17 protein-coding genes, 1 tRNA gene and 3 pseudogenes are annotated in these 19,582 nt (G+C 70.8%); 10 read left to right on the forward strand and 11 right to left on the reverse strand.

Going from position 1 to position 19,582, the window contains the following annotated elements:
* Positions 1-19 precede the first annotated feature (19 nt).
* The 3 genes from AAFF41_RS24200 (at position 20) to AAFF41_RS51650 (ending at position 4,804) form a co-directional block, all read left to right on the forward strand.
* Positions 20-517 (forward strand): SSI family serine proteinase inhibitor, encoded by a 498-nt coding sequence (locus tag AAFF41_RS24200; RefSeq protein WP_319751258.1) that lies wholly within the window; start codon positions 20-22, stop codon positions 515-517.
* Between the two features lie 202 nt (positions 518-719).
* Positions 720-3,977 carry a PAS domain-containing protein gene (locus tag AAFF41_RS24205; RefSeq protein ID WP_425526153.1) on the forward strand — a complete coding sequence of 1,086 codons (3,258 nt, stop codon included), beginning with the start codon at positions 720-722 and terminating at the stop codon, positions 3,975-3,977.
* 92 nt (positions 3,978-4,069) lie between these two features.
* Positions 4,070-4,804 carry a response regulator gene (locus AAFF41_RS51650; protein WP_425526154.1) on the forward strand — a complete coding sequence of 245 codons (735 nt, stop codon included), beginning with the start codon at positions 4,070-4,072 and terminating at the stop codon, positions 4,802-4,804.
* A gap of 101 nt (positions 4,805-4,905) precedes the next feature.
* Here AAFF41_RS51650 and AAFF41_RS24210 read toward each other — a convergent pair whose 3' ends face one another.
* The 8 genes and pseudogenes from AAFF41_RS24210 to AAFF41_RS24245 all read right to left on the reverse strand — a co-directional run bounded on the left by AAFF41_RS24210 (position 4,906) and on the right by AAFF41_RS24245 (position 12,865).
* Positions 4,906-6,582, reverse strand: a complete 1,677-nt coding sequence (locus tag AAFF41_RS24210) for a long-chain fatty acid--CoA ligase (protein ID WP_343324620.1) — start codon at positions 6,580-6,582, stop codon at positions 4,906-4,908.
* Positions 6,583-6,729: 147 nt separating this feature from the next.
* Complete coding sequence (locus AAFF41_RS24215; protein WP_319751255.1) at positions 6,730-7,275, reverse strand: SigE family RNA polymerase sigma factor; 546 nt, start codon at positions 7,273-7,275, stop codon at positions 6,730-6,732.
* A gap of 263 nt (positions 7,276-7,538) precedes the next feature.
* Complete coding sequence (locus tag AAFF41_RS24220) at positions 7,539-8,708, reverse strand: lipid-transfer protein (protein WP_343324622.1); 1,170 nt, start codon at positions 8,706-8,708, stop codon at positions 7,539-7,541.
* Positions 8,705-9,100: a MaoC family dehydratase gene (locus AAFF41_RS24225; protein ID WP_319751332.1), complete on the reverse strand. Its 396-nt coding sequence runs from the start codon at positions 9,098-9,100 to the stop codon at positions 8,705-8,707. Before AAFF41_RS24225 ends, AAFF41_RS24220 begins: the two co-directional genes overlap by 4 nt.
* A 92-nt stretch (positions 9,101-9,192) precedes the next feature.
* Positions 9,193-10,262, reverse strand: a pseudogene (locus tag AAFF41_RS24230) (acyl-CoA dehydrogenase family protein).
* Between the two features lies 1 nt (position 10,263).
* Entirely contained in the window at positions 10,264-11,160 is an 897-nt protein-coding gene (locus AAFF41_RS24235) for a bifunctional MaoC family dehydratase N-terminal/OB-fold nucleic acid binding domain-containing protein (RefSeq protein ID WP_388414563.1), read from the reverse strand.
* Positions 11,161-11,168: 8 nt separating this feature from the next.
* Entirely contained in the window at positions 11,169-12,332 is a 1,164-nt protein-coding gene (locus AAFF41_RS24240; RefSeq protein WP_319751251.1) for an acyl-CoA dehydrogenase family protein, read from the reverse strand.
* 227 nt (positions 12,333-12,559) lie between these two features.
* The gene (locus AAFF41_RS24245; RefSeq protein WP_319751250.1) at positions 12,560-12,865 is read right to left on the reverse strand and encodes a hypothetical protein; all 306 of its coding nucleotides are present in this window, start codon (positions 12,863-12,865) and stop codon (positions 12,560-12,562) included.
* A gap of 361 nt (positions 12,866-13,226) precedes the next feature.
* Between AAFF41_RS24245 and AAFF41_RS24250 the strand changes: the two genes are divergently transcribed.
* The 3 genes from AAFF41_RS24250 (at position 13,227) to AAFF41_RS24260 (ending at position 15,226) form a co-directional block, all read left to right on the forward strand.
* Positions 13,227-14,147, forward strand: a complete 921-nt coding sequence (locus AAFF41_RS24250; protein ID WP_319751249.1) for a bifunctional DNA primase/polymerase — start codon at positions 13,227-13,229, stop codon at positions 14,145-14,147.
* A gap of 10 nt (positions 14,148-14,157) precedes the next feature.
* Positions 14,158-14,589 carry a hypothetical protein gene (locus AAFF41_RS24255; protein WP_319751248.1) on the forward strand — a complete coding sequence of 144 codons (432 nt, stop codon included), beginning with the start codon at positions 14,158-14,160 and terminating at the stop codon, positions 14,587-14,589.
* 283 nt (positions 14,590-14,872) lie between these two features.
* Entirely contained in the window at positions 14,873-15,226 is a 354-nt protein-coding gene (locus tag AAFF41_RS24260) for a VOC family protein (RefSeq protein WP_319751247.1), read from the forward strand.
* 340 nt (positions 15,227-15,566) lie between these two features.
* On the opposite strand, the gene AAFF41_RS24265 is transcribed toward AAFF41_RS24260, so the two are convergent.
* Positions 15,567-15,653: transfer RNA gene (locus AAFF41_RS24265), tRNA-Ser, on the reverse strand.
* Positions 15,654-15,927: 274 nt separating this feature from the next.
* Between AAFF41_RS24265 and AAFF41_RS24270 the strand changes: the two are divergent.
* A pseudogene (locus tag AAFF41_RS24270) lies at positions 15,928-16,176 on the forward strand (transposase); the annotation flags it as partial.
* 99 nt (positions 16,177-16,275) lie between these two features.
* Here AAFF41_RS24270 and AAFF41_RS24275 read toward each other — a convergent pair.
* Positions 16,276-17,610 (reverse strand): ice-binding family protein, encoded by a 1,335-nt coding sequence (locus AAFF41_RS24275; protein WP_343324623.1) that lies wholly within the window; start codon positions 17,608-17,610, stop codon positions 16,276-16,278.
* Between the two features lie 319 nt (positions 17,611-17,929).
* Here AAFF41_RS24275 and AAFF41_RS24280 point away from each other — a divergent pair.
* Positions 17,930-18,252, forward strand: a pseudogene (locus tag AAFF41_RS24280) (NUDIX hydrolase); the annotation flags it as partial.
* Here AAFF41_RS24280 and AAFF41_RS51655 read toward each other — a convergent pair.
* Positions 18,154-18,822: a helix-turn-helix domain-containing protein gene (locus tag AAFF41_RS51655; protein WP_425526155.1), complete on the reverse strand. Its 669-nt coding sequence runs from the start codon at positions 18,820-18,822 to the stop codon at positions 18,154-18,156. The pseudogene AAFF41_RS24280 and the gene AAFF41_RS51655 overlap by 99 nt on opposite strands.
* Positions 18,823-18,886: 64 nt before the next feature.
* Between AAFF41_RS51655 and AAFF41_RS24290 the strand changes: the two genes are divergently transcribed.
* Together AAFF41_RS24290 and AAFF41_RS24295 are read left to right on the forward strand one after the other, a co-directional pair.
* The gene (locus AAFF41_RS24290; RefSeq protein ID WP_319751246.1) at positions 18,887-19,117 is read left to right on the forward strand and encodes a hypothetical protein; all 231 of its coding nucleotides are present in this window, start codon (positions 18,887-18,889) and stop codon (positions 19,115-19,117) included.
* A gap of 251 nt (positions 19,118-19,368) precedes the next feature.
* Positions 19,369-19,551 (forward strand): hypothetical protein, encoded by a 183-nt coding sequence (locus AAFF41_RS24295; protein ID WP_319751338.1) that lies wholly within the window; start codon positions 19,369-19,371, stop codon positions 19,549-19,551.
* Positions 19,552-19,582: the final 31 nt, after the last annotated feature.

A 19,582-nucleotide genomic window follows, 5' to 3' on the forward strand; every position in this document is an offset into this window, starting at 1 on the left:
CCCTCGCGTTAGTCAGGTCATGTTGCGTCGTCTCGTCCTCACCGCCGCCGCGTCCGTCGCGGCACTGTCCGTCGTACCCGCCCTGCCCGCCGTCGCCCAGGCCGGAGCCGCCCGCGCGGAACCGGCCTCCCTGAGCCTGATGCCTCCGCCGGCCCGCGGCGAGGATTCCGGGGACCGGCTGACCGTGACCGTCCAGCACGCGGAAGGCGGCGACGGGACGTACGAGCTGCGGTGTCATCCCGATGGCGGCAGTCACCCCGACGTGGGCAAGGCGTGCGCGACGCTGGACCAGCGGACCACGTGGGGCAAGGACCCCTTCGCCCCCGTGGCGCCCGGCACGATGTGCACGATGATGTACGGCGGTCCGGCCACCGCCCATGTGACCGGGACCTGGGCCGGGCGGCCCGTCGACGCGCGGTTCGACCGGGCGGACGGCTGCCAGGTCGCACGCTGGGACGCCCTCGTCCCCCTGCTCCCCGGCTCCGCCCACCGTCGCGGCACCGCTCGGTCATGGTGACGCCACGGTTCGGCGAGGTAGGGAGGGAAGGGATGAAATGCGCGGTCACAGGTTCTTCCGTTCTTCTGCGTGCGACCTCCCTCTCATCCGGCGCCGCGAGCGCAACCTCTGCCCGTAGACTCGCTCGCGTGACACGCTGCGGGCAGGTTGGCAAGATGGCCCTCGCGGTCGGCAAGGTGCGGTAACAGGGAGGAAGCGTCTCGTGAGCAGCAGGCCATCCCGAGGCGCTGCTCGCCTCGCAGCCATACTGGACGCGCTGCCCGATGCGTTGGTGCTGGTCAACGCCAATGGCACGGTCGTCAACGCCAACACCATCGCCCTGGAGGCCTTCGAGGCCCCGGGTACGGCTCTGGTGGGCCGGGGGCTGCTCGATCTGCTGCCGCAGTTCGACTCGAGGCTGATCCCCGGGTCCATGCGGCGGCCCGAGACGATCGACCAGCGCGGGCGGACCAAGCCGACCAGGATGATCGCGCGGCGGACCGACGGCAGCGAGTTCCCGGTCGAGGTCACCAGCGCGAACCTGGAGAACGGCCAGCAGGCCTACGACAGTTACGGTCCCACCCCTGACGAGCTGCTCATGCTCGTCGTACGCGATCTGTCGGGCACCGTCGACACCGAGGCCGAACTCGCGCGTTCGCAACGACAGACCGAGATGATCCTGCGCGCGGCGGCCGAGGGTGTCGTGGGCACGGACACGGAGGGGCGGGTCGTCCTCGTCAATCCGGCGGCCGCCCAGATACTGGGATATCGGGCCAGTGATCTCGGCGGGCAGGACCTGCACGCCCTCATCCTTCACTCGCGCGCGGACGGCGAGCCCTTCGCGTACGAGGAGTCCCCGCTCGCCGACACCCTGCGCTCCGGGCGCAAGCACCGGGTGCGCGGGCAGGTGCTGTGGTCCAAGTCCGGGGACAAGGTGCCGGTCGACCTGACGACCGCTCCGGTGCGTGACGGGGACCAGCTCGTCGGCGCCGTGATGACCTTCACCGACCGACGGCCGTACGACAGCCTCGTCGAGGAGAGGGACGCCGAGGCCACCCAGCACGCGGAGGAGATCGAGCGGATCGGCGAGGAGCACGCGGCGGAGCTGGCGGAGCTGCGCGAGCGGCACGCCGCCGAGCTCGCCGAGGTGAGCGAGCGCCACGAGGAGGAACTCGCCGCGGGCGACGAGCGGTACGCGGCGCTCGGCGAGCGCGAGAAGGACCGCTACGAGGCACTGACCGCCCGGCACGATCAGCTCCTCTCGGTGCTCGGCCAGTCCCTGCGCGGGCCCCTCGACCAGCTGCGCGGTGAGCTCTCCAAGCTCGCCGCCGACGACGCCGGCCAGCTGTGGCCCGAGGCCAACCAGGTGCTTCACCACCTCGCGGCGGGCTACTCGCGGATCACGACCCTCGTCGACAACGTGCTCGGCTATCAGCGGCTGGACGCGGGGGCCGAGCAGATCGTCCGTACGAACGTGATGCTGGACGCGGTCGTCGCGGCCGGTGTCGACGGGGCCGTCGAACTGATCGGGCCCGGGCGTGTGCAGTTCGCCGTGCACGCGCCGCCCATCGAGGCCGAGGTCGACCCGCAGCGGCTCGCGCAGGCGCTGGCGCACCTCATCGCGGACGTGGCCGGAGTCGACGCGACCGGCAACGCGCCGGTGTCCGCGGGCGGCTACATGGACAACACCGTCGTCGTGGCGGCGGCGCAGCGCGGCGAGGTCGTACGGATCGAGGTGCGCGGGCCCTACAGCGGGGGAGACCCGGTGCACGAGCCGATCGTGCGCGGGATCGTGCGCGCGCACGGCGGCGTGCTGCAGACGCACGAGGTACCGGGAATGAGCGGCAGCGCGTTCGTCCTGGAGGTGCCGATCGGCGACGGGGCCGGAGCGATGGCCCTCGAGGTCCCGGCGTCGACCGGTGCCGAGATCGCCCTCCCCGAGCAGGCCTCGCACCAGAACGGCGGCAACCAGGGCGGTGGCAGGCGGCGGGCCCGGCGGTCCTCCGTGGACGCCTTCCTGGAGAGCGAGGTCGCCCCCGCGGAGACGGTCACGACCGAGGGCGGTGCGGCCGCTCCCACCGGGCGGCGCAGGCGCCGGACGGCCGCGGAGCAGGAGGCCGCCGAGGTGTCCGTGCCCGCGCAGGCCCAGGGCCCCGGTGACGGCGATGGCGTCGCCACCGGGCGCCGTCGTGGGCGGCCGAGCCCGGTCGAGGGCGCGGACGGCGACCCGGTCGAGGGTGTGTCGGAGGGCGCGGTCGTCATGGCGGCCGAGCACGGGGCGGGAACCGCGGCCGCGGGTACGGGACTGGGCGGGACGGTGCCTCCGCAGGGGGTTCCCGTGGCTTCTCCGCAAGGGGTACCCGTGCCGTCCGGGCGGCGGGCACGGCGTGACGGCGAACAGCACGCGCTGCCGCCCGCGTTGCCCTCGGCTCCCAGCGCCCCGAGCGCGCCCGGTACTCCGGGTGCCCCGGAGGCCGTCCCCGCCGAAGGTGTCGGCGCGCAGCCGACCGGGCGGCGTCGGCGGGCGCTGGCCGCGGCGGCCGAGCGGGCAGCCGTGCAGGAAGGGGGAGCCCGGACCGTGTTCGCGCTTCCGCCGGCGGAGGCGGACCGCTCACCCGAGTACGTCCAGGCCGAACAGGTCCAGCAGGCGCAAAGGGCCCAGCAGCAGCTCCTGGAGCAGGCGGGCGACGCCGTCGGTGCCGTCGCCGGTCGTGGCCAGGGGGACGAGGGCCGGCACGACGGGATGCCGCACGACCCGGCCGACGATCACACTCCGCCCCAGCCGCACCCGGTTCCCGCGCCGTCGGGAGTGCGGGCCCGCCAGGCCCCGGCTCGGCCGGACACGGCGGCGGTTCCGGCCCAGGGCGCCCCGGTACCGGCCACCCCGGCACAGGCCGTCCCCGCGCAGGCCCCGGCCCCTTGGCCGGCCCCGAACGCCGACGACACCTCCGGCGCCGGCGCCCCCGTAGCTCCGGCAGCGCCCGTACCGCCCGGTGCCCCCGCCCCGGCGGCCGCCGCCCGCCGGGCCCAGCCGCAACCGCAGGCGCAGACTCCTGCCCCGGCACCCCCCTCCCGCCGGAGCAGCCCGCGCAGCCGGTGCCGCGGCCGGGTGCTCAGCCGCGGGTCGCCCAGCCGCTGCCCGCCGAGGCCGTCGCGCCGATCGACCCCAACTCGACGCAGGGGCGCGCGTTCAGCGTGCGGACGCTCGGGCAGGGCGTGCCGTTCAGCCGTCAGCCGGCGCCGAACCAGCCGGGGGCCGCACCGGCCCAGGCCCAGGCGCAGGCACAGCAGACCGCCACGCCTCCCCCGCACCAGACCAACGGCTCCGGCCGCCGCCGCAAGCTCGGCACTCCCCCCGAGCCCGCTTCCGAGCGCCCCGAAACGACGGCGCGTCCGCACCCGGAGGCCGGGCAGACCGCCACGGCTCCCGGGCCGAGGCTGCCCGGAGCGACCGAGGGCGCCGGTCGGTCGTACGCCATAGGAGCCCCGGACAAGAACGCCGACGAGGGTCCTGAGCCGCTGGACGGTCCCGGTGGCGCGGTCGAGGTCGCCGACCAGCCGCAGCCGCGGCCCGTGGACGACGAGCTGCCCCCGGAGCCGCTGGACAACCCGCGCCGCCTCCTCGTGTGGCCCGCGCCCGACGTGACGACCCAGCAGGCGCTGAGCGACCGCGGCTACCGGCCCGTCATCGTGAACTCGCGCGAGGAGGTGGACGCACAGATCGCCGCGTTCCCGGCCGCGCTGTTCGTGGACCCGCTGACCGGTCCGATCACCCGCACCGCGCTGCAGTCGCTGCGCCAGGCCGCCGTCGCCGCCGAGGTCCCGGTACTGGTGACGGCGGGACTGGGGCAGGCGACGCGGGAGGCGGCGTACGGCGCCGATCCCGCCGTACTCCTGAAGGCGCTCGCGCCGCGGGACTCCGAGCAGCACCCGCCGCGTGTGTTGCTCATCGAGGAGCACGCGGAGATCGCGCTGGCGTTGACCTCGACGCTGGAGCGGCGCGGAATGCAGGTCGCGCGGGCGTCCACGGACGCGGACGCCGTCACGCTGGCCTCTCAGATGCGGCCGAACCTGGTCGTGATGGATCTGATGCAGGTACGGCGTCGGCGCGCCGGGATCGTGGACTGGCTGCGGGCGAACGGGCAGTTGAACCGCACCCCGCTCGTCGTCTACACCGCGGCTGTCGACCAGGCCGAACTGCCGCGCCTCGCCGCGGGTGAGACGGTCCTGTTCCTCGCCGAGCGCTCGACGAGCGTCGAGGTGCAGGACCGGATCGTGGATCTGCTGGCGCGCATCGGCACGAACTGACCCGCTGCGCCGCAGGCCTCGAACTGGGTTCACGCATAAGACGGTTGGGGTGCTGTTTCACGTGAAACAGCACCCCAACCGTCATTCTGCCGCCGAGGACCTCAGAGCTGGGTGACGTCCAGCGTGCCCTCCGCGTACTGCCTGCGCAGCACCTTCTTGTCGAATTTGCCGACGCTCGTCTTCGGGACCGACTCGATGATCGTCCAGCGCTCGGGGAGCTGCCACTTGGCGATCTTGCCCTCCTCGGCGAGGAAGGTGCGCAGCGACACGAAGTCGGCGGTGGCGCCCTCCCTCAGGACGACCGTGGCGAGGGGGCGCTCTCCCCACTTGTCGTCGGGGACGGCGACGACGGCTGCCTCGGCGACGGCCGGATGGGACATCAGCGCGTTCTCCAGGTCGACGGAGGAGATCCACTCGCCGCCCGACTTGATGACGTCCTTGGCACGGTCGGTGAGGATCAGGAAGCCGTCGTGGCTTATCGTGCCGACGTCGCCGGTCTTGAGCCAGCCGTCCTCGCTGAACTTGTCGGCGGGGCGAACCGGTTCGGCGCCCTGGCCGCCGTAGTACGCACCCGCGATCCAGGGGCCGCGCACCTCCAGCTCGCCCGCGGACTCGCCGTCCCAGGGGAGGCGTTCGCCGCTGGGGCCGGCGAGTCGGGCCTCCACGCCGGCCGGGAAGCGGCCCTGGGTGAGGCGGTACGCGAACTCCTCGTCCGTGCCGACGACACTGGCCGGCGGCCGGGCGATCGTGCCCAGCGGGGAGGTCTCCGTCATGCCCCAGGCGTGGCAGACGCGCATGCCCAGCTTGTCGAAGGCCTCCATGAGGGAGGGCGGGCAGGCCGAGCCGCCGATGGTGACCTGGGTGAGCGAGGAGACGTCCCGGGGCTCGGCGTGCAGTTCGCCGAGCAGGCCCTGCCAGATGGTGGGGACGGCCGCGGCGTGCGTCGGCCGCTCGGACTCGATCATCTCGGCGAGCGGCGCGGGCTGGAGGAAACGGTCCGGCATGAGGAGGTTGACGCCGGTCATGAACGTGGCGTGCGGCAGGCCCCAGGCGTTGACGTGGAACTGGGGGACCACCACGAGCGAGGTGTCCTGGTCGGTGAGCCCCATCGACTGGGCCATGTTGACCTGCATGGAGTGCAGGTAGATCGAACGGTGGGAGTAGATGACGCCCTTGGGGTCGCCGGTGGTGCCGGAGGTGTAACACATGGCCGCGGCGGCACGTTCGTCCAGCTCCGGCCAGTCGTACGTGGTCGGCTTGCCTGCGATCAGCTCGTCGTACTCGTGCACCTGGACGCTCGCGCCCTCGAGCAGCGAACGGTCACCGGGGCCCGAGACGACCACGTGCTCGACCGTCGGCAGATGGGGGAGCAGCGGCGCGAGGAGCGGGAGCAGCGAGCCGTTGGCGATGATGACGCGGTCGGCGGCGTGGTTGACGATGAAGACGAGTTGTTCCGCGGGGAGGCGGAGGTTGAGCGTGTGCAGGACCGCGCCCATGGAGGGGATACCGAAGTACGCCTCGACGTGCTCGGCGTTGTTCCACATCAGCGTCGCCACACGGTCGTCGTCCTCGACACCCAGGTCCTCGCGCAGCGCGTGCGCGAGTTGGGCGGCCCGGTCGCCGATCTCGGCGTAGGAACGGCGCTGCGGCTCTCCCTCACCCGTCCAGGTGATCACCTGCGAGGTGCCATGGATGGCCGACCCGTGGGTCAGGATCCTCGAGATCAGCAGCGGTACGTCCTGCATCGTGCTCAGCACGGCGTCCTCCCGGGGCGACATTGCCTACGAGGTGGTAAGGGATGCGCTGATTCTGCGCACATACCACGCGGTATGTCACTAGCTCCGGACGATCGATCAGGTCACAGGGGTCGTTCGGCTCGGACGGGAACTTCCCGCAGGGGCCGTTCGGCCCGGATCTGCCGAAGGTCAGCGCACGGGTTCCAGCTCCGGGTCCTCGCGCAGCTTGCCCAACGCCCGTGACACCGCCGACTTGACCGTGCCGACCGAGACGCCGAGCACCTCCGCGGTCTGCGTCTCGCTCAGGTCCTCGTAGTACCGCAGAACGACCATGGCCCGCTGCCGCGCCGGGAGCTTCATGATCGCGCGCCACATCGCGTCGTGCAGCGCCTGCTGCTCGGCCGGGTCCCCGGCGGGAACGTCCTCGGGCTCCGGGAGCTCGTCGCACACGAACTCGTCGACCTTGCGCTTGCGCCACTGCGAGGTCCGGGTGTTCAGCAGCGCACGCCGTACATAGCCGTCGAGCGCGCGATGGTCCTCGATCCGCTCCCACGCGACGTAGGTCTTGGCCAGCGCGGTCTGCAACAGGTCCTCGGCGTCGCTCGGGTTCGCGGTCAGCGAGCGGGCGGTACGCAGCAGCACCGGCTGGCGGGCCTTCATGTACGACGAGAACGACGGATACGGAAGGGTCCGTGTCCCGCCGTTCGAACCGCTGGTGCAGACGAGTGAGGTCATGGCTCCACGCTAGGAGTGACCCCTACCTTTTCGGATCGGCCGCAGGTCCCGAAGAGGTGTCCCCCTCAGGTTGTAGGAGGGGGGCTGGCCCCACCTCCTGAGGGTGGACGAGCGGCGCCTGCACCCTGAGGGTTCACCCCTGAGAGACCCGTACGGCCGTAGTACGGCGGCTGCCGCCGTACTACCCGGGATGTCCCCGAGGGGCCCCGAGGACTCCGCGACGCGGGGCGAGTGGGGAGAGCGGGGCGAGCCCCACAGCGTACTCATCCCCCGTCCGCCCCCAGGATCAACCCCGACGTGGGGACCCCCGTGCCCGCGGTGACCAGGGTGCGACCGGCGCCCGGTATCTGGTTCACGGACGTGCCGCGCAGCTGGCGAACGGCCTCCGCCACCCCGTTCATCCCGTGCAGGTACGCCTCCCCGAGTTGCCCCCCGTGGGTGTTCAGCGGCAGCCGCTCCTCGGCAACGAAGTCCGCGGCCTCCCCCGGCTTGCAGAACCCGAACTCCTCCAACTGCATCAGCACGAACGGCGTGAAGTGGTCGTACAGGATGCCCACGTCGATGTCCGTAGGGGTCAGCCCCGAGGTCCGCCACAGCTGGCGCGCCACGACCCCCATCTCCGGCAGCCCGGTCAACTCGTCCCGGTAGAAACTCGTCATCTGCTCCTGCGCCCGGCCCGCGCCCTGGGCCGCCGCCGTGATCACCGCGGGCGGATGCGGCAGCTCCCGGGCACGCTCCACGGAGGTGACGACCAGCGCTTGGCCGCCGTCCGTCTCCTGGCAGCAGTCCAGCAGCCGCAGCGGCTCCACGATCCATCGCGAGGCCGCGTGTTCGGCGAGGGTGATCGGTCTGCCGTGGAAGTACGCCGCCGGGTTCGTCGCCGCGTACTTGCGGTCCACCACGGCGACGTGGCCGAAGGCCTCGGGCGTCAGTCCGTAGGTGTGCAGATACCGCTGGGCCGCCATCGCCACCCAGGACGCCGGGGTGAGCAGCCCGAACGGCAGGGCCCAGCCCAGCGCGACGCCCTCGGCCGACGGCTCCCGCTGCTGCACCCCCGCTCCGAATCTCCGCCCCGACCGCTCGTTGAACGCCCGGTAGCAGACGACGACCTCGGCCACCCCGGTCGCCACCGCGAGTGCCGCCTGCTGGACGGTCGCGCAGGCCGCGCCGCCTCCGTAGTGCACCCGGGAGAAGAAGGACAGCTCGCCGATCCCGGCCGCCTGGGCGACGGTGATCTCCGGGCTGGTGTCCATGGTGAACGTGACCATCCCGTCCACCTCGGCCGGTGTCAGTCCCGCGTCGTCGAGCGCCGCCCGCACCGCCTCCGCGGCGAGCGTCAGCTCGCTGCGCCCGGAGTCCTTGGAGAATTCGGTGGCCCCGATCCCGACGATCGCCGCCCGGCCGCCGAGCCGGTCCCTCGTGCGTACGCTCACGAGGCGCCTCCGGGCGGCAGGGTGACCGTCACGGTCCCGGTCACATGTCTGCCGATGCCGTTCGCCCCGACGACGCGCACGGTCGCGGTGTCGCCCTCGACCTCTTCGACCCTGCCGGTCAACACCATCGTGTCGCCCGGGTAGTTGGGTGCTCCCAGCCGTACGGCCACCTTGCGGAGGACGGCGTCCGGTCCGAAGTGGTCCGTGATGTACCGCCCGACGAGGCCGTTGGTGGTCAGGATGTTCATGAAGACGTCGGGGGAGCCCCTGTGCCGTGCCAGCTCGGCGTCGTGGTGCACGTCCTGGTAGTCCCGGGACGCGATCGCCCCGGCCACGATCAGCGTGCGCGTGATCTCGATCTCCAGCGGCGGCAGCTCATCACCGGCCCGCACCCGCTCGCCCGCTCCGACCCGCACCCGCGCGCGCTCCCCAGCCCGCACGCGCTCGCCCTCTCCGACCCGCGCGCGCTCCCCTTCCCCGGCCCTCATGTCTCCTCCTCCCCGCTCGCGATCAGCTCCCCCAGTTCCTGGAGGACTTCGCTCCCGCACCCCAGGTACGCGTCCAGCTGCCGCCCCCACAGGAAGTGCCGGTGCACCGGGTGCTCCAGGTCGGCGCCCGTCCCTCCGTGCAGATGCTGGCCCGCGTGAACGACCCGCTGACCCGCCTCGGACGCCCACCAGGCCGCGGTCAGCGCGTGCGTCGCGTACGCGAGCCCCTCGTCGCGCCGCCACGCCGCCTCGTACGCCGTCACGCGTATCGCCTCGGTGTCCATGTACGCGTCCGCGGCCTGGAGTTGGACACCCTGCTTGACGGCGAGCGGACGTCCGAACTGCTCGCGCGTGTTGGTGTGCTCCACTGCTCGTGCCAGCGACCCGGCGCACACCCCGGCCTGCATCCCCGCGAAGGCCGTCCGGGCGGTGGCGAGCACGTCGTCGTAGGCGTCCGTCCCGCCCACCGGCTCCCCCGGCGTCCCGTCGAGCGTCAGCCGTCCCGCCGCCCAGGGCGCCGTCAGCTCGACCGGCGCGCACCGCGCGTCAGCGGTCCGCACGAGCCACAACCGGCGCCGGTCGTCCGCGACGAGCACATGGGTGGCGTCGCGCAGCCACGGCACCACGGGGACGACTCCGCTCAACCGCCCCGCCGCGTCCGCCCGCACACCCCCCGGCTCGAAGACCGCCCCGCACACCACGGCCGTCCCGTCCCCGATCCCCGGCAGCAGCCGCTCCCGCTGCTCCGGTGATCCGTGGGCGGACACCGCCAGCAGCCCGTACACACAGCTCGCCGCGAACGGCACCTGGGCCGTGGTCCGCCCCTGCTCCTCCAGGAGCAGCACCAGGCCGAGGAGCCCCGTGTCCGCGACGGCCGCCACCAGCCCGGCCGCGCACAGCGCCTTCCATGTCTCGGCGTCGCTGCCGGTGCCGGATGGAAGTCCCCCTGCTCGAGCGAAGCCGAGAGATCGAGGGAGGCGAGCCGCTCCGGGGTGGAGAGGTCGCCGAAGATCCGCGCGGCCAGGGCGCGGGCGGCCGCCTGTTCCTCGGTGGGCGTGAAGTCCATGTCAGCGTCCCCCCTCCGCACCGGCCCGGAAGACCGGCAGCACCAGCTCCTCGTCGTACCGCTCGAACCGGAGCCGCACGGGCATCCCGATCCGCACCTTGTCGGACGGCACCCCGATGACGTTGCTGACGATCCGGACACCCTCGGCCAGTTCGATCAGGCCCACGGCGTACGGAGGGTCGAAGGCGGGGAACGGCGGGTGGTGCATGACGACGTACGAGTAGACCGTCCCCTCTCCGCTCGCCTCGACCGTGTCCCACTCCGGGGAGCCGCACGCGCCGCAGCCCGGCAGCCAGGGAAACCGCAGCGTCCCGCAGCCGCCGCACCGCTGGATCAGCAGCTGGTGCCGGCCGACGCCCTCCCAGAACCCGGCGTTGTCCCGGTTGACGACCGGTCGTGGCCGGGCCGCCTTGGACCTGGTGCGCGCGGGGGCGTACTTGAGGATCCGGAACCGGTGCGTCCCCGCCGGCTCCCCGTTCGCCCGTACGTCCATCCGTGTCGTGACGAAGTGCCCGGTGCCCAGCTTGGTGGTCTTGCGCTCGGAGACCGACTCGATCACCGCGTCGAAGGTGATCTCGTCGCCGGGACGCAGCGGGCGCAGATACTCCTGCTCGCAGTCGGTGGCGACCACGGAGGTGCAGCCGGCCTCGTCGAGCAGGCCGAGCAGTTCGTCGTACGCGTCCGAGCGGCCCTCGTGCCCGGACAGGCCGCCCATCGTCCATACCTGGAGCATGGTGGGCGGCGCCACGGCGTCCGGACCCGTGTACGCCGCGTTGGTGTCGCCCATCGCCTCGCACCAGTGCCGGATCATCGGCTCGTTGACCGGGTCCTTGCCCACGCCCGCGACGGCGGCCGCACGCCCTTCGTACGCCTTGAGCCGCGCCTCCAGCTCGGCCACCTCGTCGCTCACCGCCGCCCCCTCGCCATCCCGAGCCGCATGGTCGCCACGATCTCCCGCTGCACCTCGCTCACCCCGCCCCCGAACGTGTTGATCTGCGCCGCCCTGTTCATCCGCTCCAGCTCGCCGTCCCCGAACACACCCGGCGAACCGGAGCGCACCAGCGCCTGCGGACCCACGACTTCCTGACACATTCGGTACGAAGCGACCGCCGATTCCGTTCCCGCGACCTTCACGCCGCTCGCGTCGCCCGGGGCCAGTCGGCCGGCCCCGACATCCCCCACCAAACGCCAGTTGAGCAGGCGCGATGCCGCCAGCCGGGCATGCACTTCGGCCAGCCGAGAACGCACCCAGGGCTCGTCAACCCGCCGCCGCCCCGTCACCGGATCGGGGGTGCGTGCCGCGCGCAGCGCGGCCGCGTAGAAGTCCTCGGCCTGCATGCCGATCGCGGCGAGGGCGACCCGCTCGTGGTTGAGCTGGTTGGTGATGAGCTCCCAGCCGCCGTTCTCCTCGCCGACGAGGTTCGAGGAGGGGACGCGGATGCCGTCGTAGTACGTGGCCGTGGTGGTCAGCCCGCCCACCGTCTCGATCGGTGTCCACGAGAAACCCGGCGCGTCCGTGGGCACGAGGACGATCGAGATGCCCCGGTGCTTGGGCGCGTCGGGGTCGGTGCGGCAGGCGAGCCAGATCCAGTCGGCGTGCTGGGCGTTGGAGGTGAAGATCTTCTGCCCGTCGATCAGCCAGGACTCGCCCTCCCGCACGGCGCGGGTGCGCAGCGAGGCCAGGTCCGTGCCCGCCGAAGGCTCCGAGTACCCGATCGCGAAGACGAGGTCGCCGCTGAGGACGCGCGGCAGGAAGTACTCCTTCTGCGCCTCGCTCCCGTACTTCATGAGGGTCGGTCCGACGGTGTTCAGCGTGACCATCGACACCGGCGCTCCGGCCCGGTACGCCTCGTCGAAGAAAACGAACTGCTCGTCGGCTCCGCGCCCCTGGCCCCCGTACGCGACGGGCCAGCCGATGCCGAGCAGTCCGTCGGCGCCGATGCGGCGCAGCAGCGCGCGCTGTCTGCCGGGGTCGTCGGCGGGCGGGGGACCGTCGGGCATCAGGTCCCGGAAGTACGTACGCAGTTCGGCGCGCAGCCGTTGCTGGCGCTCGGTGGGGGCGAGGTGCACGGCGGCGGCCCTCCCGGACCTCGTACGAACAAGGCTTTCTGACTGTCCGTCAGATAGTGGGAGCTGTCAAGGTCACGACGGGAGGGGACCGCCGGGGAGGGATGCGCGAAAGCGTCTGCGCGACGGCACCGAAGTGCCGTCGCGCAGACGCTTTTCCACCCCCAGAGCACCCCACACGGTGCTTCAAGGCCGATGAGCCCGTCGAAAGCGGGCGAATCGGCCCCGGCTCACCAGAGGTTGGTGAAGTTGATGACGGTGTGCGACTGGTCGATGGCCGTGAACGCGGAGTTCTTGACCTGCGCCGTGTTGCTCTGGTTCGAGGCCCCGGCGCCGACCGCCTGCTGTTGCGTGGTGGAGGAGTTGCCGCTGTTGTTGTGTCCGACCCCGCTGCCGCTGACGGTTGCCACGCCCGCGTTCGATCCGTCGTCCGCGAATGCGCCGTTGTCCGCCGCGGCGACACCCGTGAAGAGGGCCGCGGCGAGGGGCAGGGCCGAGACGGCGGCGAGAACACGGGCGGTACGGATGCTTGCCATGTGAATTCCTCCAAGAACCGGATGTACGGACCGGCGCGAACCGGGAAGTACTGCTCGTTCCAAGGCGGTTGGCCGACCGCCCCGGCGCTGCTCACGACGTCGCGAGTCCAGAGTTGCCCACCGAATCCCCGGCGAACCACCCCGGAAGCCGTGATTCGCCCTCAAGCGTGAGTACATGTCGATAAACCCTCTTCATGACAAGAAACCCCAGCTCAGACCGGATCGGACAGCTCGACCCCGGGCACCCCAAGAGGGGAACCGTTCCGCCACTTTTTGGCCAATCCTGCCTAAATCACCTTCTCGACACCCCCGCGCCCGGCAAGCCCTTCCCTTTTTCGAACACTCGTACGAACATGGATGCATGGCCACCATCGACCGGCAGGCCACGACCCTGGCCCTGGCCCACGCCCTGTCCGCCGCCGAACGCGGCCTCGCGGTGATCCCGCTGTCCCGCACGAAGCTCCCGGCCCTGCGCTCCCCCCACCGCGACGACCCCGATCCCGACCCGACGTCCCCTCCCTGCCACGGCGCATGCGGCCGCTTCGGACACGGCGTGTACGACGCCTCCACCGACCCCCGCCGCATCCGCGCGCTCTTCGCCGCCGCTCCCTGGGCGACCGGCTACGGCATCGCCTGCGGCCTCGACCCGCACCGCCTCATCGGCATCGACCTCGACACCAAATCCGGTACGGACTCCTCGGCCGCCCTGCGCGAACTGGCCCTGCGCCACCTGTTCACGATCCCGGAGACGGTGGTCGTGCTGACCCCGAGCGGCGGCCGCCACCTCTGGCTGACCGGACCGCCCGACGTGGTCGTCCCCAACTCGGCGAGCCGACTGGCCCCGGGCATCGACATCCGCGGCGCCGGCGGCTACCTGGTCGGCCCCGGCTCCCGCACCGAGCACGGCGTGTACGGAACGGCCCCGGGCACCGCCCAGTTGGCGCCGGCGCCCTGTCCGCGCGAACTCCTGCGCCTGCTCACGCCCCCGCCCCGCACACACCACCGCGCGCCCCCTGCGACCGGCCAACACGGCCAGGGGCTGGTCCAGTTCGTGCTCGCCGCCCACGAGGGCCAGCGCAACACCCGCCTCTTCTGGGCCGCCTGCCGCGCCTACGAGAACGGCATCGGCGCGGAGCTGACCACCGCACTCGTCGAGGCCGCCGTCCGCACCGGTCTCACCGAACGCGAGGCCCGCTCGACGATCGCCTCGGCGTCCCGGATGACGTTCCCACGCCCCGGACCACCGGAAAACGGCACGACACCACGAACCGCCCGTCCCTAGGCTGCGGGCCATGGCCCTGACCCGCGTCACCCTCACCTCGGGCAGAACCGTCGCGATATCCGACCTGCGTCTCACCTCGACCTATGGCGGAATGCTCGAGGGCTACCCCTTCAAGCGCTGGAACGACCGCATCGTCGACGGCCTGGCCCGACGCACCGCGGCGACGTTCCCCAACACCCCGACGCACCTCGTCACACCCCACCGAGACCATCCGGACCTGCCCGCCCGCGGCTTCGGTCCGGTCGAACTGCTCCCCGCCGTGACCTGTGTCGGCCTCTTCTTTTCCAGCGCGGTCGACCCCGCCGTCGACCCCGTCCTCCACCGCTCGGCCCTCGCGGTCGCGTGGTTCCAGGCCACCACCGACCTCCCGTCCGGCCACACCGCCGATCCGGCCCTGCGCGCCATCCCCTGGGAGGAAGCCGCCCAGGACTTCGAAGTGTGAGCCGTCGCGGGCCTGCCGCAGGAGGTGCCCGGAAGCTCTGCAAGCACCCGGCCGCGCTCCGCTCCGCCGGACGGCCTTCCCGGCTGCGCCGACGCCCACCCACACATGGACAGGACCAGGACCACGGCCAGGGCCAAAAGTCGAGCACCGGACGGAGCCCGCCACGGTCAAGGACGATGCCTCCGGCGGGGGATCGGCCGGCCCACCAATCAGCCGCTGCACGGCTCCCCTCAAGCGCTACAAGCGCCTGTCCGCGATGCCCCGGTAGGCCTAGGCTCGGCTGATGACCTTGGAATGGCAAAACGTAATTGTTCACTCGGCAGATCCGGAGGCCCTGGGGCAGTGGTGGGCCGAGGCTCTTGGTTGGGTGGTGGTCCACTCCTCTGATGTGGAGTTCGCGATCCGCCCGGAGCCGGATCGCCGACCGGGGTTGGAGTTCGTCCGGCTCGATGAGGCCAAGAAGGCCAAGAGCCGGCTGCATCTCGACTTCGTGCCTGATGATCAGGACGCCGAGGTGGCTCGCCTTGAGGCTCATGGCGCACAGCGTGTCGATATCGGTCAGGGTGACCAGTCGTGGGTCGTCATGGCAGACCCCGAAGGCAACGAGTTCTGTGTCCTTCGCCAACGACCTCAGTGAGAACTCCTGAGAGCGTTTACCTTGTGCCCTGTGCCCGCACGTCCGCGCCGCGGTAGCCACCGGCCACCACGGCGAAAGCCAGTCGCAGAGGGCACCGAGGGTGCCCACCCCTGATGCGCTCCGTCGACCGCTCCGTACAGGCGCGGAGAGAGGCGGCGTGGTCGATCGGAACTGGGGCGATGCCATCAGCGACCGATCCTCACAGAGCTACGGATCAGAAGACGCCGTGCCCCTACCGTGCCCGATCCACCGGTGACTGACGTGGAACCACGGAGGTTGGCGGACAACGCACATGAGAACGGCCCCCGACCGATTCACCTGGTCAGGGGCCGTTCACCTGCGGTGGGTGTGGGATTTGAACCCACGGTGACATCGCTGCCACGACGGTTTTCAAGACCGTTCCCTTAGGCCGCTCGGGCAACCCACCTCGGCCCCGCCCACCAGGGTCGGAGCGGGTACAGCCTACCCGGCCCCGAGCGTCTCACGGGGGCATGGTCCACGTGGGGTCCCCTGGCTCTGTTCCACGCCCCGTGCCCACTGCGCTGATCATCAGCACCCGGTCCAGGGCCCCAGGCCGACGCGGGTAGGCCTAGGGCTGTGCCGGCCTTGTCGGCCTCCCCAGAGAGAAAGGCCCCGCGGGTCCCTGTGCCCGAGCCCTCCCGCGGACTCCGTGGAGTACGAGCGCAGAGAGGACCCAGCGATCGGTCCACTTCTACGACCCGGCCAGTCCCTGGCAGCGCGGCTCGAACGAGAACACCAACGGACTGCTGTGGCAGTACTTCCCTAAGGGCACCGACCTTTCGGTGCGCGACCGCGAGCACCTGGACACCGTCGCAGCCGAACGCAACAGCCGCCCACGCAAGACGCTCGGCTGGGAAACCCCAGCCGAGCGTCTGCATAACCGCTCGCCACCACACGTCAATGATCACGTGTTGCGACGGTCCCTTTGAATCCGCCCTGTATCCAGGGGCGCAGTTTCCTCGTGAACGTGAGACTTTGCTTCTCAGAAGCCGCCGACGTTGCAATACGGCCATGAGAACGAGCGGCTGTTATCGAGCCTTGTGACTGCCGCTCTTGTAGCCGTTACCCCACGATCCCTTGTCTCCCTTATGGCCCTTAGGACCCCTGTCTCCCTTATGCCCCTTCGGGCCTCTGTCTCCCTTGTCGCCCTTGTCTCCCTTATGCCCCCGAGGGCCCCTGTCTCCCTTATCACCCTTCGGACCCTTGTCTCCCTTCGGACCGGGAGGCCCAGAGGGTCCGGGAGGCCCAGAGGGTCCGGCGGGTCCGGTCGGACCAGCAGGCCCAGAGGGGCCGGTCGGACCAGCAGGCCCAGAGGGGCCAGTGGATCCGGTCGGACCGGCAGGCCCAGAAGGCCCGGCGGGTCCGGTCGGACCAGGAGGCCCAGAGGGGCCAGTGGATCCGGTCGGACCAGCAGGCCCAGAAGGCCCGGCGGGTCCGGTCGGACCAGGAGGCCCGGCCGGGCCTGTCATGCAAACCGCCCTCGTGATGACGTTGTGGTCCAGCGTGACCGCACCGTTACGCGCCAGCGCCCGGCCCTCGATCGCCGCGTTGGTGTTCACCGTGATGGACTGCAGGGCCAGGATGTTGCCCTTGAAGAAGGAATTGGTGTCGAGGGTGGCGGAGCTCCCCACCTGCCAGAACACGTTGCAGGCCTGCGCTCCATTGACGAGCAGGACGTTGCTCGCCGGGGCCGTGATCAGAGTGGAGGCGATCTTGAAGATGAAGACGGCGTTCGGGTCACCCTTGGCGTCGAGAGTGACAGTCCCGGTGAGATTCAGCGACGACGAAGCGTTGTAGACGCCGGGAACCAGCGTGAGTCCGCCGATGTTGCCCGGGGACGTCAGGTTGGTGTTGGTTGCCCTGCTGGCCGCGTCGTTGTATGCGATGGTCAGGTCGGACTGAGCCTGAAGGGCGGCGGCATCGGCGACGTGCTGCACTCCGTTGACGATTCCGGGCGGAAAGCCCGTCACCGAGCTCCCAGGGCTGACTCCCAGGTCGCCGTTGACGACCGTGGGGGGACCGGGGGGACGACCACATTGGTGACGTTTGTACCGGCCAGGACCGCGTAACTCGTGGCGGTCCCCAATCCCACCGGGGCCTCGGCTGCGCGCGCAAGGTTCGAGATCAAAGTCATCGTCAGTAGCAGCGCGGTCGCGGGCACCATGACGACAGTTGCTCTGAATCTCCGTGTTCGCCGCCTGTCGGGAGGGGCGGAGGGGATGGCATCCACTGCCATGGACGAGTCCTTCCTTGTCACCGTTGACCTCGGTCGCCAGGCTTCCTGGCGACTGAGGCGAGCTCTGGTCAGGCCACAGGCCGCTGTACTCGCGACGAGATCTCACAGAATCGTGATGCACCGTCACTTAATCTCAGAAACTACCTATATCAATGCAAGTAGTACCTTCGAGGCCAAAGGAGCTGCGGCGGCGTGACGTTCGCCCTACCGGCGGATGCCGACGGATCAATCGGCCCATCGACGCAGCAGGATGCCGAGCACAATGACGCCGTCGACCCTGGCCCTGGCTGGGGTGGTGCAGCAGCGCAGTACCGCAACCGAATCTCGTATCCTCCGCCAGCGCCTCACCAGGCGCGATGTCGAACGGCACCACTGCTCACAGTGGAGCCATTCGACGCCCACGACGGGCACCCTTTCGAGCCGAGGCCACCAAGGCGAGTCCTGACCCCCATCGCCTGGTCGAGGACGGCGAGTCCCCGGAGGAGGCGGCGGCCCGTGAAGTCCTGGAAGTGACGGGCTGGCGTCCTGGCCCCATCAAGCCACTGATCTACGACGAGCCGGCCAACGGGATCACCGACTCGCAGCACCATGTCTTCCGCGCGGATGGCGCGACCCACGTCGGACCGCCCACCGAGAGGAACGAGTCCGACCGCATCGAGTGGATCCCCCCTCAGCGAGGTGCGGGGGGATGATCGACCGCCGCGAGATCGTGAGCAGCGGATCGCTCGTCGGCCTGCTGTACCTGCTCATGGATGAAGCGATCCGCTGAGCGGGGAGGAGGAGCTCCCGTAGCCGCGCCTCGAAGGCCAGGGCTACGGGCGGCTCTTGCCTGCACGGGGCCAACTGGTCGCAGAACCCCCTGAGATGGCCCGACACTCGCTCGGACGCCACCGCCGACGCGGGCACTAGAGCGTGGCGGTGGCGCACGCCTGATCAAGCTTGCCCTGGTCCAACTGCGTACGAGCCAGCCAGAACGCGTGAAACGCACCCAAGATCGCCTGGCAAGCCCGAGCATGTGGCCTGGGATGCGCAAGCCGTCCGCGATGCGCTCGACGACGTCCATGTGGAGCAACTGGCGGCGGCCTGCGATGACTTCGCCGACTCGGCTGGGCGTCAGCTCGCATCGCCTGGCGATCATCGATGGGTAGATGCCCGCTCTCGTTTTCACCAGTCGGAAGACTCTGGCGAAGTCCCGTACCCGACACGCATGGAGCATTTCGGGATCGGTGAGCAGCCAGCCTGGCAGGCAGTTCCTGCGGCCGGTCGGCTTCGGGCCTTGGGCAAGCTCCCACACTGCGGGGGCTACGCAACGTCGCTGATTCTCTACTTCTCGCGACATTACCCAAGTTGGGTAATCAGCCTGACCTTTTGGCGGTGGCCCCCGGGTCGCGATGCTCCTGTGTATGGCGAGCAATCAGCAGACCAGACCAGGCGTCGGTGAACTGGCGAAGGACAGTGCCAGGGGACGTATCGGCGTCGTCATGGGTGAGATCGGCGGCCGCGTTCAGATAAGGCCGATCCGCGGCGGCCGGGAGTGGGATGCCATGCCGGACAACGTGGTGGCGCTCAGTGCGCGAGAGGAACTGAGCGCACGTCTGGCCGTGAAGAACGGCAACAGTCGGGTCGGGCTGTGATGCGCGCCATCGGCCGGTGCGCCGGGGTCCTGTTCATCATCTGCATCAGCGGTTCGTGCGGCTTGGTGATCGGCATGGCCCTCGGTACCAGCCCGTAGACCGGTCGCCCCCGGACGGGTGCCAACTCCCCGGCTCCCCAACCCGTTCGGGGTCGACCATCCAAGCCCGCTTCCCGGTCGTCGATGAGCCGAGCTCGGCGATCAGGGCGGGAGGTAAATGCCCATGCACCACCTCACACGAGGAGATTGCACATGACGGCAACGGCGAACGATCAGAAGACCGGTCGCGCGGTGGCTGGTGAGGAGCTGTTCGAGAGCCTCGCCCACTTCGTGGTCATCCACAACGGGCAGGCGTCCGAGCGTGCCGAGCGGATCGCGGACCAGGCGGTCGCGTTCCTGGTCACGGCGCCACCAGGGCGTCTCGCTCTGGCTTGAGTCCGGCGTCTCCCCGGCCGAGGTCGCCCGA

Origin of the sequence: Streptomyces mirabilis (assembly GCF_039503195.1) — a bacterium.
In the GTDB taxonomy this organism is placed as follows: Bacteria; Actinomycetota; Actinomycetes; order Streptomycetales; family Streptomycetaceae; genus Streptomyces; species Streptomyces mirabilis_D.

Coding starts and splice junctions, on each gene's coding strand:
- AAFF41_RS24200 (WP_319751258.1), top strand. CDS start 20: ATGTTGCGTCGTCTCGTCCTCACCGCCGCCGCGTCCGTCGCGGCACTG.
- AAFF41_RS24210 (WP_343324620.1), bottom strand. CDS start 6,582: ATGTCGCCCCGGGAGGACGCCGTGCTGAGCACGATGCAGGACGTACCG.
- AAFF41_RS24215 (WP_319751255.1), bottom strand. CDS start 7,275: ATGACCTCACTCGTCTGCACCAGCGGTTCGAACGGCGGGACACGGACC.
- AAFF41_RS24245 (WP_319751250.1), bottom strand. CDS start 12,865: ATGGCAAGCATCCGTACCGCCCGTGTTCTCGCCGCCGTCTCGGCCCTG.
- AAFF41_RS24250 (WP_319751249.1), top strand. CDS start 13,227: ATGGCCACCATCGACCGGCAGGCCACGACCCTGGCCCTGGCCCACGCC.
- AAFF41_RS24255 (WP_319751248.1), top strand. CDS start 14,158: ATGGCCCTGACCCGCGTCACCCTCACCTCGGGCAGAACCGTCGCGATA.
- AAFF41_RS24260 (WP_319751247.1), top strand. CDS start 14,873: ATGACCTTGGAATGGCAAAACGTAATTGTTCACTCGGCAGATCCGGAG.
- AAFF41_RS51655 (WP_425526155.1), bottom strand. CDS start 18,822: ATGTCGCGAGAAGTAGAGAATCAGCGACGTTGCGTAGCCCCCGCAGTG.
- AAFF41_RS24290 (WP_319751246.1), top strand. CDS start 18,887: ATGGCGAGCAATCAGCAGACCAGACCAGGCGTCGGTGAACTGGCGAAG.
- AAFF41_RS24295 (WP_319751338.1), top strand. CDS start 19,369: ATGACGGCAACGGCGAACGATCAGAAGACCGGTCGCGCGGTGGCTGGT.